Source organism: Rhizobium mesosinicum, assembly GCF_019511345.1.
GTDB classification, from domain to species: domain Bacteria; phylum Pseudomonadota; class Alphaproteobacteria; order Rhizobiales; family Rhizobiaceae; genus Rhizobium; species Rhizobium mesosinicum.
The window spans coordinates 301,563-316,880 of the sequence record NZ_JAEUAK010000001.1 but is presented as its reverse complement, the minus strand read 5'-3'; the positions used below and the strand labels follow the sequence as shown (position 1 = coordinate 316,880).

The 15,318-nt window shown below is 55.3% G+C and carries 14 protein-coding genes; 9 read left to right on the top strand and 5 right to left on the bottom strand.

From position 1 onward, the window contains the following. Positions 1–50: 50 nt before the first annotated feature. The 5 genes from JNB85_RS01545 (at position 51) to JNB85_RS01525 (ending at position 7,151) form a co-directional block, all read left to right on the top strand. Positions 51–893 (top strand): aldo/keto reductase, encoded by an 843-nt coding sequence (locus JNB85_RS01545; protein ID WP_220332630.1) that lies wholly within the window; start codon positions 51–53, stop codon positions 891–893. A gap of 12 nt (positions 894–905) precedes the next feature. Then, positions 906–1,865: a LysR family transcriptional regulator gene (locus JNB85_RS01540; protein ID WP_220332629.1), complete on the top strand. Its 960-nt coding sequence runs from the start codon at positions 906–908 to the stop codon at positions 1,863–1,865. 147 nt (positions 1,866–2,012) lie between these two features. Then, positions 2,013–5,498 carry a hypothetical protein gene (locus JNB85_RS01535; RefSeq protein WP_220332628.1) on the top strand — a complete coding sequence of 1,162 codons (3,486 nt, stop codon included), beginning with the start codon at positions 2,013–2,015 and terminating at the stop codon, positions 5,496–5,498. After that, entirely contained in the window at positions 5,473–5,937 is a 465-nt protein-coding gene (locus JNB85_RS01530) for a response regulator (RefSeq protein WP_220332627.1), read from the top strand. Before JNB85_RS01535 ends, JNB85_RS01530 begins: the two co-directional genes overlap by 26 nt. Before the next feature lie 2 nt (positions 5,938–5,939). Further along, positions 5,940–7,151: a phosphorylase family protein gene (locus JNB85_RS01525; protein ID WP_338050303.1), complete on the top strand. Its 1,212-nt coding sequence runs from the start codon at positions 5,940–5,942 to the stop codon at positions 7,149–7,151. Positions 7,152–7,185: 34 nt separating this feature from the next. Here the strand turns inward: JNB85_RS01525 and JNB85_RS01520 are convergent, their stop codons facing one another. After that, the gene (locus JNB85_RS01520) at positions 7,186–8,817 is read right to left on the bottom strand and encodes a DUF4435 domain-containing protein (protein ID WP_220332625.1); all 1,632 of its coding nucleotides are present in this window, start codon (positions 8,815–8,817) and stop codon (positions 7,186–7,188) included. Between the two features lie 231 nt (positions 8,818–9,048). On the opposite strand from JNB85_RS01520, the gene JNB85_RS01515 reads away from it, so the two are divergent. Further along, positions 9,049–9,441, top strand: coding sequence for a tautomerase family protein (locus JNB85_RS01515; RefSeq protein WP_220332624.1), 393 nt, complete (start codon positions 9,049–9,051; stop codon positions 9,439–9,441). A gap of 94 nt (positions 9,442–9,535) precedes the next feature. Then, entirely contained in the window at positions 9,536–10,453 is a 918-nt protein-coding gene (locus JNB85_RS01510; RefSeq protein ID WP_220332623.1) for a helix-turn-helix domain-containing protein, read from the top strand. A 16-nt stretch (positions 10,454–10,469) separates the two neighbouring features. Here the strand turns inward: JNB85_RS01510 and JNB85_RS01505 are convergent, their stop codons facing one another. The 3 genes from JNB85_RS01505 to JNB85_RS01495 all read right to left on the bottom strand — a co-directional run bounded on the left by JNB85_RS01505 (position 10,470) and on the right by JNB85_RS01495 (position 12,430). Next, positions 10,470–11,354: an XdhC family protein gene (locus tag JNB85_RS01505; protein WP_220332622.1), complete on the bottom strand. Its 885-nt coding sequence runs from the start codon at positions 11,352–11,354 to the stop codon at positions 10,470–10,472. Positions 11,355–11,414: 60 nt separating this feature from the next. After that, entirely contained in the window at positions 11,415–11,936 is a 522-nt protein-coding gene (locus JNB85_RS01500) for a Dps family protein (protein ID WP_220332621.1), read from the bottom strand. A 62-nt stretch (positions 11,937–11,998) separates the two neighbouring features. Then, positions 11,999–12,430 carry a DUF302 domain-containing protein gene (locus tag JNB85_RS01495; RefSeq protein ID WP_220332620.1) on the bottom strand — a complete coding sequence of 144 codons (432 nt, stop codon included), beginning with the start codon at positions 12,428–12,430 and terminating at the stop codon, positions 11,999–12,001. A 289-nt stretch (positions 12,431–12,719) separates the two neighbouring features. Between JNB85_RS01495 and JNB85_RS01490 the strand changes: the two genes are divergently transcribed. Beyond that, positions 12,720–13,274 carry an NADPH-dependent FMN reductase gene (locus JNB85_RS01490; RefSeq protein ID WP_220332619.1) on the top strand — a complete coding sequence of 185 codons (555 nt, stop codon included), beginning with the start codon at positions 12,720–12,722 and terminating at the stop codon, positions 13,272–13,274. A 184-nt stretch (positions 13,275–13,458) separates the two neighbouring features. On the opposite strand, the gene JNB85_RS01485 is transcribed toward JNB85_RS01490, so the two are convergent. Continuing rightward, on the bottom strand, positions 13,459–14,379 hold the full coding sequence (locus JNB85_RS01485) for a LysR family transcriptional regulator (protein WP_220332618.1): 921 nt from the start codon (positions 14,377–14,379) through the stop codon (positions 13,459–13,461). Positions 14,380–14,574: 195 nt separating this feature from the next. On the opposite strand from JNB85_RS01485, the gene JNB85_RS01480 reads away from it, so the two are divergent. Next, a complete protein-coding gene (locus tag JNB85_RS01480; protein WP_220332617.1) occupies positions 14,575–15,288 on the top strand; it encodes an SDR family NAD(P)-dependent oxidoreductase in 714 nt (237 codons plus the stop codon). Positions 15,289–15,318: the final 30 nt, after the last annotated feature.

Here is a 15,318-nt window from a genome sequence, read left to right as displayed (position 1 = left end):
GCGCCGGGTGAGACCATTTGGAGGTCCGAAACTAAAATGAGGGCTTACGAATGAACTCCAAAGATACGCACGTGCTGCGGGATGGACACCGGATACCTTCGATCGGGTTCGGTGTCTGGCAGGTCCCGCCGGAACAGACTGAAGAGGCTGTCACTACGGCAATCTCAGCCGGTTTCCGTTCCATTGATACCGCCGAGGCCTACTACAACGAGACAGAAGTCGGAAATGCACTTCGACGCTCGGAGTTGCCTCGCTCCAGCTTCTTCCTCACTACCAAGGTCTGGAACACGAACCACGGCCGAAACACCACGATAAAGGCATTCGCTGAAAGCACTCGCAGACTCGGTACCGACGTAATCGATCTATATCTGCTGCACTGGCCGTCTCGCGTCAGGGATCTTTACGTCGAGACCTGGGAAGCACTTATTGATCTCAAGCGAGAGGGGCTGATCAAATCGATTGGCGTTTCGAACTTCTCGGTTCAGCAACTCGCCAGGCTTATCGGGGAAACTGGTGTCGTGCCGGCAGTAAACCAGATCGAGCTGCATCCTCGATTCCAGCAAAAGGAAGTGAGGCGGTTTCATGACCGGCATGGGATCGTCACGGAATCCTGGTCGCCGCTTGGAATGTGGAAGAATGGCGTTCCTTCAATCCAGGAGCCTGTGATCCAACGAGTAGCTCTCAAACATGGGAAGACGCCCGCGCAGGTGGTTTTACGCTGGCATCTGCAGGAGGGTCTGGTCCCCTTGACACGCTCCGTCAACAGGCTCCACGTGCGCGAAAACATCGCTCTCTATGATTTTTCACTGGACCCCGATGACATGGAGGCTATTCGTGCCCTTGATAGCGCGACCGGTAGACGAGGTCCTGACCCGGATACAGCGGAGTTTTAATCGGAGTGGTGGATGGATCGGCTGAAAGCAATGGAGGTTTTCGTCAGAGTCGCGGAGACGGGTAGCCTGTCGAAAGCTGCTCAAACCCTTGGGGTGCCTCGTTCCTCCGTCACGATGACCTTACAAAGGTTGGAGAAGTATCTCGGCGTTCGCCTGCTTCAACGAACAACTCGTAGCTTGGGCCTGACTGAAGACGGTCGGGCCTACTACGAACGGTGCAGTCAAATCCTATCTGAAGTGGAGGCTACCGAGCAGAGCCTGCGCCATAGTCTCAAGGCCCCAAAGGGCCGGCTGAGGGTCGATATGCCGGGGTCTATCGCGACATCTGTCATCTTGCCTCGGATCGCTGAATTTAGGAAAGAATACCCGGGCATCGAAATCGCGCTGGGCCTAAATGACAGACGGGTGGATTTGATTCAGGAGGGGGTAGACTGCGTCATCCGAACCGGCTCGCTTGGGGATTCCAGCCTCATCGCGAGAAAGATCGGTTCCTACCGTTGGATCACCTGTGCCGCCCCGGCCTACCTTGCAAAACAGGGCGTGCCGGAGACGCCTACCGATCTCACCGAGCACGCCGTGGTGGGATACTTTTCTGGAAGCCCGGGCCAGGAGCGATGGGCTTACGGAATTGAAGGACAGTTGCTTGAAACCGTTCCCGTGAAGAGCGAGATAGCTGTGAACGAGACCTCAGCGTATTTGAGGCTAGGCCTGGATGGTCTCGGAATTATCCGGCTAGCCGACTATATCGTCGAGCCGCATCTAAAGGATGGAAGTTTGGTAGAGGTCTTGTCGCAATACGCGACCGACGAAGTTCCGATTTCGGTCCTTTACCCAACATCCCGGCATCTATCGCCTACGGTGAGGTTGTTTGTAGATTGGGTGTCCGGATTATTCGTAGGGCCTCGTGATCGTGAAATTGGTGGATCGAAAAAAGCGCAAGCTTCCCTTAGCGGGCCGCGCCTGGATCAATAGGTAATCCCATAAGATTTGGCTGCGAGCTAAAAGTCCAAAAAATGTTCGGTAAGGTTTGCAGTTAGAAATCGTTCGACGTTGCACCTTGGGTTGCGGTTTGTAGATTCTCCTGATTGTCGGGGCTGGGTCCCGATTCGGGAGTTGGAATTGAGTCAGAGAGCCACCAAAGCGCGGCGAAACACGACAGCGGTCGACGAATTCGAAAGCGTGAGAGCCAAGATCAGAAACCAAGGGAACACTGCTCTGGGTCTCAAACGGTTTCGGCTAGAGCAGCATCCGGCGAGGATCTATCGCCTTGCTGGTATGTTCGCTAGACACCCCGCATATCGTGGCCTTGCGCTGCCGACGCCTTTCCCGAAGAAAGCGTCGGAGTTACCCAAACAGGGCTTCCACAACATAGGGGCGTTTTTGAGCGAGTTCGCTTGGTTAGCGAGCCTTGTGAAAGCGTATTCCTCGGAGATCAAGTCGTTCGTGCAGCTTCGAGATCGTGTCGATCTGGCCTTTCTCCACGGGGAAATTGGGGCACTCGAAAGCCTCCTCACTCAAGCGGAATCGTTGTTCGGCCAATCCGCTTGGTTGGTAGAGAACCGCATCGGACTTTTCGATCTTGTCGGCGCGCCGGCCAGCAAGAGTCGATACACCCAGGCTATTTGGCAGCCTGAGAATCCGGCTCTCTACAACTATATCATCAGCTGGTATGTCTATCGCACCGGCGCAGGGGTGTCCGCCGGTGAAGTTGAACGCCTAATGGAAGAGATGGCGAAGCAGCCTTCGCCGATTGCTGATCTTGTTTTCGCACTTAACGGCCGATATCCGCAGATAGATCAAAACGGCGCTGCGGAAATGCTCAATTACAGCGACGTCCTTCCACTGGTCGATCGGTATCAAGTATTTCTAGTAACTTTGCAGTGCCTCTTCGCGAGTGCCACTTTGGAATCCTGGGCAGAGGAACATCTCAGGAGCATACTTGCAGACCTTTGCGAGCACCTGCCAGACCTGCAGCTTCATCGGATAGCTCGTGCTTTCGGCGCGGACATCGAAATCGATTTGGATCATCATGTTCTCGCCCTACAGAACGATTACATCAATGGCCAGCATGCAGAGATTGCCGCGGCCTTCGGCTCTCAATCGAGCAGCCCGATTGAAGTCTTGGAAATTTTCCTGCGATCGAGAATGATGCTACGAAGTTCCGAGGAGCAGCCTTCTACAGAAATTGAAAGCAAAAGTCCGTTTCACGATATCAAAGCCGACCTCGGAGCCATACTGGATTTCAGTGAGGAGGGGGTTGAGGCGCGTGCCCGGCTGCAGAAGATTATCCTCTCATCATGTAACGCGACTTGGGCCGCGTCGCTCCGACTAATTCTGGAACGCCAATCGCACGATGAAAGAATTCTCGAGCCTACTCACGTGCAAACAGTTCTTGGTCTTCGAAGCACCGTCGAACATGCCGCGCTTGTGCTTACACTTCCCGCCGGGCCGGCGCGAGAACGGGCGATCCAGCGGAATTTGTTAAATCACCCCCGAAGCCTCAATGTCGAATTACTGGCACGGCTTTGTGACCTTAGTCAGACTACGGCTCCTGAAAACGGCAGCGGCGTCGACGATGCTATCTTTCTGCTCCGACGTCGACAGGTTGCCGAAGCAATTCAAAAGCTGGAAGAGCAATCGACCCGTAGTGGTCCACGAAACATCCAGCTGGAGGCACTGAAGCTTCAGGCGAACGCTTACTGGCAAAATCGCCAAATCCCGCAGATGGCGGATATCACGGCGACATTGTTGGTTCGCTCCGGATTTTTCGGAGCGATCTTGCCGATCCGGGAGTTGGTAACCGAACTGCTGCTATGGCATGACCAGCCGCTTTCTTCGTCGCCCACTCGGGGAAAACTAAGCGTCGCGATCGTTTTTGATGTTTTTTCGCGCCTCTTCTCATCACAATACGATGCGGAGAAAGCTGACGCTTTCAAGGATGTCCTTCGAGCTAACGGTGTACGCAAGGCCTCTGAACTCGACCAGGTTCTCGACCGTTTCGCCGTGCCCGAGCTCGTCTATTTTCTACGGTTCGTCGGTGTTCCTGACGTTCTCGATCAATCGCTCGCTCTTGAGACTTCTCGCGCCGTGGAAGACGAGCGTGTCGCAATTTTGCTGCTGATTAGTGAACTCACTGCAGGCAAGGCTCCGGCCGCAATTAAAGACGAGCTTCGAGAAATCAGGACGAAGCAGGTCGTACGAGATACGACCCTTCGTCTCGATCAAAGCAAGATCTACGTGAACGTGGAAGGGATACGTCGTTCGATCGACGTGACGATGCGCGACGATTGGAATCGCTATCGACTGATGAACGAAGGACTCGAGCAGACGCTGTTGGACATTCTCGAACAGGTTCGAAGCGAAAAGACCGACCCGGTAAGAACCATCATCATAACGAACCCGACCGAGCGGTTCGCGATATTGAAGCGCATGATTTACACGCTTCGGGACGAATTCACGATGAACAAGGAGTTCGGACTGAATTCAAACCTCAGCACCAATATCAGACACGGCTACGTCGAACGAGAGATTCGAGGGCCTCTCCTCGCCCGAAATCTTATTACCAACAAGGACACCGATAAGGGTTCGTATCTCCAAAACAAGTTTTGGCTGGAGAGACTTGACGAAGCCGACATTTCCGCGCGACAACGGCTCTCCGACCTCCTAGATCGGTTCTCCGGAAAGATCGACGACCAGATCGACCGGCTAAACCGTCAACTTCTCCGAATACAGTCCGAGGCGACTCCGGAAGGCTTATTCAAATACACGTTGTCCGATTCAGTGATCATGGCGGGAGACGCTACGACATGGTCCTCGAAGGAGAGCTTCGACGAATTCGTAGACGCTGTTTTTGCCGTCTTCTGGGACGGTACTCAAAGAAACCTTGTCCAGGTCCGGTTCGCCCTTACGACCTCCGTCTTATCTGGGTTGATCGAATGCCTGACTAACTTCAGCCAGGATCTGACGGCCGAGGGACTCGGGGAGGCTTTGCCTGATCTCGACCATGCTATCACGTTGGTTCAAACGGAGATGCGCGCCGCCATCGATCGCGTAGCTAGCTGGTTTACCCTTTCAAGCAATCACGAGTATCAGGATTTCGATCTTGCGATCGCGTTTCAAGCCGGTATGAACACGGTCAAGACGTACTTCAGAAATCTCTCTATCAGTGAGAATTATCAGTCGGACCGCGAAATTGTCATGAACGGTTGGTGCCTGCCAATCTTCGTGAGGCTGTTCTTCCTGATCCTGGATAACGCCGCAACACATGGAGCCAGGAATCGATCTACGTTGCGCATCTCCATGACGGTCGAGGTCCGAGATGGCTATCTTTTCATCAAGGCGACTAACGACTTGCCTGAGGATCACGACAGAACGGAGCTGCGAAAGCGCGTCGACGAGATCAATCGCGACTACGGTCAAGCAAGAGCAATGGAGTTGCTATCGGAAGAGGGCGGGTCTGGATATCCTAAGATCTGGAAGCTTCTGCGAACCGATCTGCGCAGAGATCACGACCTTTACGTCGCCGCTGCGGACAACGAGTTCAGTGTCGAGATACTACTTCCCACCGGAGGAATCTTAAATGAAGCTTCTGATAGTCGAGGATGACGAAGAAAAGGCAAGCCGGGTGTCGGAGTTCATGACGGCGACCTATCGCCCGGAAAGTACCAACATCGCACGATCGTTCCAGACGGGGCTCAGAGCCGCGCTTGAGCAGTCCTTTGACCTTCTGCTGCTCGACATGACCATGACAAACTTTGACCGATCCGTTCAAGACGATGGTGGACGTCCTCACCCCTTTGCTGGGCGCGAAATACTGAGGCAGCTTCTCAGAGAGGGTGTTCATCTCCCGGTCATCGTCCTCACGCAATTCGGCCGCTTTGGCGAGGAGTCGGAGGCCATGACGTTGGCGGAGTTGGAAGCCGAACTGCGATCGCGATTTCCGGATTATCTGGGCATCGTCCACTACCGCTCGAATGCCGACAATTGGAAGGGCCAGTTGAGAACCTTGATTGGCGATCGCTTTCCTACGGAGATAGAAAATTGAAAGTGCTGGTCGTCGAAGATAACAATGAAAAATACAATCGCGTGCATGCCGTTTTGGAGCAAGCCGGCGTGTCAGCAGACGAGATCACGCATGTAATCGCTGCCGCGCCGGCTTTCGAGCACTTGAGACGCACTCAGTTCGATTTGATGCTCCTGGACGTAAATATTCCCCGACGTCTCGGAGAGGTCAGCCGAAGAGGCGGGGGACTTGATCTGCTCCGAGAACTTGGACGCGAGAGCCAGCTACGTCGCCCGACCTACATCGTCGGGCTTACCGCCTTTGAAGATGTGGTCGCCGAATTTGGACCGACTTTTCAAGACCAGCTGTGGTCCCTGGTTCACTACAGCGAGGCGTCTGATCAGTGGATTTCTCAGCTTTCAGTCAAAGTGAATTACATCCAAGCGGCAAACCGCTCCCGTAATTTTAGCGATGGTGAAACTTACGGGTGCGATCTTGCGATCATCACCGCACTCGATACCGTGGAATTTGAAGCGGTTCTACGTCTGCCTTTGAGCTGGGAGCCGCTTCGGTTGCAGCATGACGAAACTCGTTATCAATCTGGTACATTGAACACGCAGAATGGCACGAAGAGCATAATTGCTGCCGCTGCACCGAGGATGGGTATTGCGGCTTCCGCAATCCTAAGCGCCAAGATTATCCATCAGTTTCGGCCGAGATATCTGGCCATGGTCGGAATTTGCGCCGGCAGAGCGGACAAGGTCAGCATCGGAGACCTGATCATCGCGGAGCCCACATGGGACTGGGGAAGCGGCAAGGTGGTTTCGGTGGATGGCGAACCTAAATTTTTGCCCTCGCCGCACCAGTTGGATCTTGACCCAGACACTGCGTCTTTGATGAAGATGCTTGCGAAGGACGGCGCTCTTCTCAGTGAGGTCCGTCGTTCTGCTAGCGGCAACAGGCCGAGAACCGATCTGACTGCGCACGTTGGTCCACTTGTCTCAGGCGCAGCCGTCGTTGCTCACAAGCCAGCATTCGACGCCCTGCTTGATCAACATCGCGGAATCTTAGGTGTCGATATGGAGGTTTACTCGGTAGCTGCAGCTGCGCAAGGAAGTGCCCGACCACGCCCCAAATTCCTCGTAATCAAGGGAGTTAGCGACTTCGCTGACGAGAAAAAGGACGACGATTTTCAGGAGTATGCGGCGTCAGTGAGCGCACAATTTCTTTATCGTGCCGCGAAAGAATTTCTATGACGGCTGTCTGGGGGAATTTGGTTTGAGATATTAATTAAAGCGCCGTTGCGTCGATCCCCGGCAATTGAGACCTCAGCGCCTGGACGAGCCCCGCGCCTGCTGGCGAGTTTAACGTTCTGGTGATAAAGCTCTCTATCGCCGATCTTCCTTGCAAACCCAAAGACTTACCGAGCAGATCGAGCAGGCCGTTTTTGTTGTCGTCCAAGGCGAGAATTTTTGTGTAATTGCGCTCGGTGAGTGCCGCCTCGAAGCTTGCTCTGAAGTCGTTGTAAATTGCGGTAGGATCCGTACGAGCGGTTATGTCGGAGTGTAGCTTTGCCAGTTCTTCGATTGTCTGCGCTTTCAATCCTATAGATTTACCTGCTTCCCAAATGCGGTGACTTGTGTATTTGAGGCTGATGGCGTCCGCTCTTCTTGCTGCGGACGAAAGTACGTCAATCTTGAGACGTTCGAGTTGACGAGCAGCGTCGTCGGCATCGAAGGACAGGGCTTTTGCCAGCTCGAGGAAGACCTCGGAAACCAGCAAAAGATTTTCGACCTCTTGAACCGGGAGGGCATAGATCGCGTCATCTATTGCTCCGTACTCGTCCGTCGTCCGATTATCGAGATCGACGAGCCCAGCGCAGTGAAGCCAGTGCAGGGAACTCTGCCCACGAAAACTGCGGACGAGTTGGATCACCTGGGCGCACGAGCCAGTCGCTATTACCGTGAAATCGCTGTATGCAGACTTGTACAGGAGTTCGTCCAGCCCGCCGGCTTTACCCTCGACAAAGAGTATGGGCTTGCGGCTGCCCACCATGCGCACCAACACGTCGCGCGGCAAATCCGTGATTGACGGAAGTGCGTGGATTGTCCAAATCGGCGGGGTCGCTTCAACGAGCTTGGTGCGAGTTCGAACGCGCACTTCTTCGTATGTCGGTGGCATGTAATTCAATACCGCGTACATCTGAGCATTCCGCCGGGTCGACGCGAAGTCGATGTCGTGCGTTATATAAATGAAAGCGCAATCGGGACGGCATTGCTCGGCCAGGTCCCAAAGACGCCCCAAAAGCGCGCGGCTCATGTGAAGCTCGGGTTCATCCACAATGATGAGACCAGCGTGCTCAAGGAGAAGTACTTGTCCTAATAGGTAAAGTACGAACCTTTCACCGTCGCTCATCTCTGACGCTTCGTAGGCCTCATCGTGATAGTCCGTCCTCAGCGCCAGCACCGTTGACTCGGAGAACTGCAATTTCTGATGGGGTACAAGCTCCGTCCAAAGAAGCTGAAGTCTGTCGATTGCCGTAACCGGCCGGACCGATTTTGTCTTCCCCTGAGATTTTTCGTGTGCTTGTTCGAGTGCTCGGCGTCGTTCAGCAAATAGCGCGATCAGGAGTTGATCGTAGTCGAATTCCATCGATCCCGGAGAGGTTCGCGTTCTTTTAACGCTTTTATCTCGGCGAAGCATTTCGATGGCGCGGTCGTATCTATCGGTGAATATCTCATCAGGGAGCTCGAGAGAGCGCTGGGCACTGATACGATGTGAGGGGCTCGAGCTGTCGAGATCATCAAGATAGATTCCGAGCCTACTTTTGCCTGTTCCATTTGGTCCCAAGAAAATGATCGGCTTTCCGGGAACAGCTTCAATGGCTAAGCCGCCGTTCGGCGTTGGCATCTTGAGTTGCATGACAGTCCTAAAGCTTTGGCTGAGAGCTGCGTAGCAGGGGATTGAGCGACTCGCTACCGCAGGAATCTAGGGGAGCGACTTGGATGGAGCGGCGTGTCCCAGGAGCGGGCGGCGAATATCACCCGACCGTTTTGATTTGATGGAAATGTTCTACGGACACGGTGTTTGCTCTAGATGCGAACGCCTAGCGGTTCTTTGAGTAGACGCACATCAACGTCAAAGGACCCAATTATGCCTCTCATCAAAGTTCACATTACCGCTGGATGGCCTGCCCGCCAGAAGGAAACCCTTCTCGACCTTATCCACGAAGCCGTCGTGCAAAGCTTCGAAGTTCCCGAGACTGATCGCTATCAGTTGCTGTCGGAATATGCGCCCGATTCGTTCAAGGCTCTCGATACCGGATTAGGCCTCGTTCGTTCCGCACGGCGGGTTCTGGTTGAGATCGTCTCGCGACAACGCGAACGCCATAAAAAGGAAGCCCTCTACGCGTCCATCGCAAGTAAACTCGCCGCGCACATGGGTATCCGACCAGAAGACCTGATCGTAACAATTGTAACTAACAGCGACGAAGACTGGTCGTTCGGTATGGGACGAGCCCAGTTTCTAACCGGCGAACTGATTTAGTCCAGATATTCGGTGTCCCATACTCGCGTATAGATGGAAGCCGCCGGCTCCCAAAGTTTACATATCCGCGTTTGAAGAAACTCGGAGCGCAACGATGTCGGATGTATCGCCCGCGGCGACCTTTGGAAAACGTGCTTGGGGAAGATTTATCGACTCCAAGCAGTCATCACTTGAGACCTTCGTTGTCAGTGACGGCACAAACTCGGTAATGCGCCAAAAGGCAATTTCAAGCGGTATCGGCCTAACCGACCGCATCGCTAGCGAAGACGCATTTCTCGTCATGACTCAGATGAGTCAAATGCCCCTGTACGAGCTGTGGTACGGCGAGACGCTTGTCGTTAAACAATCCTTGCAAACTGCAAGCGTCACAATCATTGACCTCGAAAACGACCCTGTCGGGTATCTTCCCCAGCCCTTCGATAGAGTCATGTTCTATTTTTCGAAGGCTTCGCTTGGTCGCATGCTCGAGGCCGAGGGCGGATCGTCGTCCCTTTCATTGCACGCGAAAGCGGGACACGTCGACGAAACCCTAAATAGACTTGCCGCCATGATGCTTCCGGCACTTGATCCTTCGGACATCACAGATCGCTTTCTCTTCGATCACATGACGTCCGCAGCGGCATGGCACGTGATGCAGAACTACGGTGGAAAGCAAAACGCCTGGGAACAGCTGGGCGAGATTCTCAGCCCTGATCGGCTGAAGCGTGCAAAGGAGATGCTCTCGTTGATGCCTGCTAATGCGGTTAACACCGACGATATAGCCGAGCAGGTCGGCCTCACACCCGTGAGGTTTGTAAAGGCCTTTGAGAGGACGACGGGAATGTCTCCGGCGAAGTGGGCAAAGAACCAAAGGATCGAGATCTCGAAGGCCCATTTGTTTGAGGCAAGGTTGTCGCTTCGCGAGGTCGCAGAGGAATGTGGCTTCGCCGATCAGAGCCATTTCACGCGCACATTCTCCGCCGCCACTGGCCTAACACCTGCCGCATGGAGGCATGCGCGACGCGGGATGTAAGGGATTGGGGATTCGGTCATATGTGGACGAGAGCGTGCCGCGAAGCTGCGATGTCGGCTGCAACCGAAATGGCCAACGTACTTGCATCTCGGGCTTGTGGCAGTAGGCCAATGGGAGCCACGATCCGGTTAATATCCATATCTGAGCACCCGAGACTGCGTAGCATCTCGCTTCGACGCGCGTGCGTCCGCTTTCCCCCCAATGCACCGAGGTAGAATGGTATCGTGGAGCTCAAGACCCGGGCGAGCAGCGGAACTTCGTTTTCCAGGTCATGTGAGAGCGTGATGAATGCGGTATCCGGGTCGATGCAGTTCAAATCAAGCTCATCCCTCAGCCCCGTTGAAATCACCTCGTATCCGGATGATTGCAGAACCCTTGCGGTAACGTCTGCCTCGATCGACCGGCCAGCTGCAACCACGCGGCACTTGGGGCGGAACCGGACGCGGAACACGTCACCGGTCCAGCCGACACTCTGGATGTCAGACACCGCGGTCAAGGATTGCAGGCGAGCATCGTAGTCCAGCGACGCGCACCTTCGTGCGTTGAGTTCGGCAAGGACCGTTCTCAACGGCTTCGCGTCACGAACGATATGGATCGCAACGGTGATTCCGCCGCCACACGGCAGGACGATATCGAAGAAGGGTGACCCCTCGCCGAATTTGAGCATGCGGTCTTGCCCAGCGTGGATCGCGGCGATCGCTTCCGTTGCAACGGCTGCTTCGACACACCCGCCCGAGATATAGCCGCAATAAAGCCCGGTTTCACGCACCGCCAACAGTGAGCCGAGAGGGCGCGGGGCTCCTCCTCGGATCTCAACGAGCGCTACCAACGCAGATGTGGTCCCCGATTCATGGCCTTGGGTCGCAAAGCGGATGACCTCTTCGTTGCTTTGCGTGATCATAGCCTGCACAGGGACAACAGGTAAGGCGGTGGTGCTTAGCGTGCTCACGACGGTCCAGCTCTACCGATCAGCGCCCCGAGTGGCCTCGAAAAGGAACCACACGCGGCCTTCAGCTTCGTCGATCCAGCCCTCCAGCAAGCTCGCAGTCGCGATGTCACCGTGGTCGTCGCACAGCTCGTGCGCGCGCTTGAGGCTGGCGATAAAGGCGAGATTGTCCTCGCGAAGTTCCGCCAACATGTCGGATGGCGTTACGAAGTCGGCATCATTGTCGGCGATCCGCTGGCGACGTGCAATGTCACCGATAGATCTGAGGGTCGTGCCCCCGATTTTGCGCACGCGCTCCGCGATGGCGTCGACGATCTGCAAAAGCTGCCCGCTCTGATCATCCAGCATCAGATGGTAGTCTCGAAAATGTGGTCCTGAGACGTGCCAGTGAAAGTTCTTTGTTTTCAGGTACAGCGCAAAGGTATCAGCCAACAGACCGTTCAACGCCGCAGCGAGGTCGGTTACCGCGTTCGACAAGAGCTCCGTTGGCGTGTTGAGCGGCGCTTCGCGCCTCTGCTCGACTTGGTTTCGGTTCATTGATGTATCCTTCAGTGAGTAGAAAGTGGAGCTTTCGGATGTCTCGTCCGCACCGGAGACCGTTATCGCGTTTCGATTTCTGACCATTCGATATCGCCGGCCGCCATCTGGGTCACACGCGTGAGGACCCGCTGCATTTTGGTGATCGCCTTTTCGCCGGTGACGTCGACCGCGTGACGTTGGGAAATGTGCAGGGGGTCGTCATATGCGATCCAAGTTTCCCCGCGTGCGTTGGTCCATACCAAGATCTTCAAGGGCAACTCGAGAGCCGCCAGCTGGTTCTCCAGCAAGAGCTGCGTTCCCATTCGCGGGTTCCCGATGAGAATTGCGAATGTGGGTCCCAGGTCCAAGTTCACCTCGGCGGCGTCAGCAGTGAAATCGAGCTTTGCAAAAACCCACAGTCCCTGGTCGATGACCGCGCGCTCGAGCCTGGCAAACGTTTCTGCGGCTCGAAATCTGCTTGGGAGAGTGATTGTTTTTGCGGGGGGAACCATCCCTACGCCTCCTGACGACTCGCTCGCAAACCGGACTGGCGCGGTGTTCCGAGATTTGATCTCGGATCTGTCCTAGACGCGCTTATTGAGGTCGGCTGCATTGTGAATCCGCGATACCGCTTGAAATCGAGCTGATATTGAACGGAATCCCACATCGTTGAACCAGACGAGTAACGCGCAGTTCGACGGCGATCTCGCAACATCGTCCGAGCATGCCAAGCGGGGGGCTCACGTCCAAGACCGGGTGGCCGAACGCAGCTAGACCTGGTTACAGCAAAAGGAGAGCACCATGAAAATCATCGCAATATCAGGTAGTTTGAGGGCAGGGTCGTACAACACAGCCTTGATGAGGGAAGCCGTTTCGATTGCTCCGGAAGGAATGACGATCATCCCGGAGACAATTAACGGCATTCCCCTCTACAACACGGACGAGGAAAAAATTGCTGCGCCCACGAAAGTTGCCGCGTTGAAAGACCTGATCGCGAGCGCGGATGGATTGCTGCTTTTCACTCCCGAGTACAACAACTCCCTTCCCGGAGTATTCAAGAACGCGATCGACTGGCTTAGCTCCCCGGATGCGGATGCACACCGCGTTTTCAGAGGAAGGCCAACCGGAATCCTCGGCGCATCGGCGACGGGGTTCGGCACGATCAATAGCCAGACGGCTTGGCTCCCGGTGCTTCGAGCACTTCAGACGAACATCTTTACCAGAAGTCGCTTTCTGCTTTCTCGCGCGCAGCACGCATTCGATCCAGCCGGTCGCCTTGCCGACGAGAAGGCAAGACTTCAGCTACTGGAATATCTGGAAGAATTCAGCCGATTTGTTGGAACTTCCGCTCGCTAATGGTCCGAAATCTTCAAAAAAGCTCCGCGAGATCCAAGAAGGTATGGTGTCTATCAGCTACTAATACTGTCACCACGCCGATTTCCTCATAGTCGACGTTGGGTTCCCCCTGCCATGGACGCCAAGCCATGGCACTCGCGGCCTTTCGCTCGGCTCGTCCGCCCCCGAGCGAAAGGCCGCCTTTTTAATTGCAGAGTTTCGATCTTCGGGAAAATTCGGCCCTCAACCGAGGAACCGCGTGATCTACGAATGCGCGCACTTTCGGGACGGACAAGCGTCCCTCTGGTGCAACGAGGTGCACCGGCAAAGGAGCGGGCTCGTCGTCTCTCAGGATGATCCTAAGTTCGCCCCGCTCTACATGGTCGGCGATCTGATACGAGAACACGCGGGTAACGCCATACCCAGCTACCGCTGAATCTATCACGCCCGCGACGCCGTTGATCACTAGCCTCGGAGTGATATGAACGAGTCGTTGCGCGCCGCCGTTCTGCGATGCCGGGAACGACCAGCTATCCTGTCCGAACTGCGCGAGAGCAACGCAACTATGTTCGGTTAGATCGGCGACACTTTTGATCGTGGGATTCTGTTCAAGGTAGGATGGCGCGGCACAGAGCACGCGTCGCACTTCTCCCACGCGGATGCCAACCATGTTCGAGTCGGTTAGATGCGCAATGCGAAGACCGACATCTATTCCCTCGTCTACCAGACTGACCGTTCGGTCCAGTAGAAGCAGCCTTGCCTTTACTTCGGGGTATTGGTCGAGAAACTCGTCGAGGATCGGCCGGAGAATTCCGACGCCGCTTATAAGTGGCGCTGTTACTGTAAGAACGCCGCGAGGAGCCTTGGTTTCGCCGGCTGCGAGGAGGTCGGCCTCTTCAAGATCTGTCAGGACGCGGCGACAGGCGGCCGCGTAGCGTTCCCCAGCCTCGCTCAGCTTCATTGTCCTGGTCGTTCGGTGGAGAAGCTGCACTCCGACGTGAGACTCGAGAAACGTGATCGCTCTGGTTATAGCGGCGGGGGATCTGTCGAGCTTCCGTGCTGCTCCGGCAAGGCTTCCTTCGTCCAGTGCGGAAACGAAGACCTTCATTGCATCTATGCGGTCCATGGATTTTTTCGCCTGGCGAAATACTGACTTACGCAGGCTACATATTCATACGCGGTTCGCAAGAGCGTAAATCTCTCTTCGACGAGGCGACAATGTTTCGCCCGCCATGAACCGACAAGACAACCGACCGAAGAGCCGGCGGCGTCGCCGCCGCGAGCACCTCTGTGTGCCCCGGTCTTATAGAGAGAAATTGAAATGAGTGCCGAAAACAAAGTCGCTATCATCACCGGTGCATCGCAGGGCATTGGCGCATCCATCGTCAAGGCCTACCGCGACCGCGGTTATTCCATCGTCGCGAACTCACGCAATATCAAGCAGTCGGCAGACAACAATATCGTCGCCGTAGATGGCAACATCGGGGATCGTTCGGTCGCCGAGCGAGTGGTGAAGACCGCCGTCGATCGTTTCGGTCGCGTCGATACGTTGATCAACAATGCCGGCATTTTCATTGCCAAGAATTTTACCGATTACACAATCGAAGATTACAAGAACGTCCTCGACGTAAACCTGTCCGGCTTCTTCTACGTAACCCAATTCGCCGCGGCAGAAATGTTGAAGCGCAGCAGCGGTCACATCGTGCAGATCACGACCACGCTCGTTGACCAGCCAATCTCCGGCGTTCCGTCGGTTCTCGCGTCCCTCACGAAGGGTGGTCTGGACGCCGCAACGCGTTCTCTCGCTATCGAATATGCTTCCAAGGGCATCCGCGTGAACGCCGTATCTCCTGGCATCATCAAGACCCCGATGCATCCCGCCGAAAATCATGGCTTCCTCTCGAACCTTCATCCGGTCGGTCGTATGGGCGAGGTCGAGGAAATTGCACACGCCGTTCTCTACCTCGAGGACGCCGGGTTCGTCACGGGCGAGACGCTGCACGTGGATGGTGGCCAGCACGCAGGCCGTTGGTAATCGAAGGGGCAGTCGGTGCGGCGGGTGCTC

Coding starts and splice junctions, on each gene's coding strand:
- JNB85_RS01545 (WP_220332630.1), top strand. CDS start 51: ATGAACTCCAAAGATACGCACGTGCTGCGGGATGGACACCGGATACCT.
- JNB85_RS01540 (WP_220332629.1), top strand. CDS start 906: ATGGATCGGCTGAAAGCAATGGAGGTTTTCGTCAGAGTCGCGGAGACG.
- JNB85_RS01530 (WP_220332627.1), top strand. CDS start 5,473: ATGAAGCTTCTGATAGTCGAGGATGACGAAGAAAAGGCAAGCCGGGTG.
- JNB85_RS01520 (WP_220332625.1), bottom strand. CDS start 8,817: ATGCAACTCAAGATGCCAACGCCGAACGGCGGCTTAGCCATTGAAGCT.
- JNB85_RS01515 (WP_220332624.1), top strand. CDS start 9,049: ATGCCTCTCATCAAAGTTCACATTACCGCTGGATGGCCTGCCCGCCAG.
- JNB85_RS01510 (WP_220332623.1), top strand. CDS start 9,536: ATGTCGGATGTATCGCCCGCGGCGACCTTTGGAAAACGTGCTTGGGGA.
- JNB85_RS01505 (WP_220332622.1), bottom strand. CDS start 11,354: ATGATCACGCAAAGCAACGAAGAGGTCATCCGCTTTGCGACCCAAGGC.
- JNB85_RS01500 (WP_220332621.1), bottom strand. CDS start 11,936: ATGAACCGAAACCAAGTCGAGCAGAGGCGCGAAGCGCCGCTCAACACG.
- JNB85_RS01495 (WP_220332620.1), bottom strand. CDS start 12,430: ATGGTTCCCCCCGCAAAAACAATCACTCTCCCAAGCAGATTTCGAGCC.
- JNB85_RS01490 (WP_220332619.1), top strand. CDS start 12,720: ATGAAAATCATCGCAATATCAGGTAGTTTGAGGGCAGGGTCGTACAAC.
- JNB85_RS01485 (WP_220332618.1), bottom strand. CDS start 14,379: ATGGACCGCATAGATGCAATGAAGGTCTTCGTTTCCGCACTGGACGAA.
- JNB85_RS01480 (WP_220332617.1), top strand. CDS start 14,575: ATGAGTGCCGAAAACAAAGTCGCTATCATCACCGGTGCATCGCAGGGC.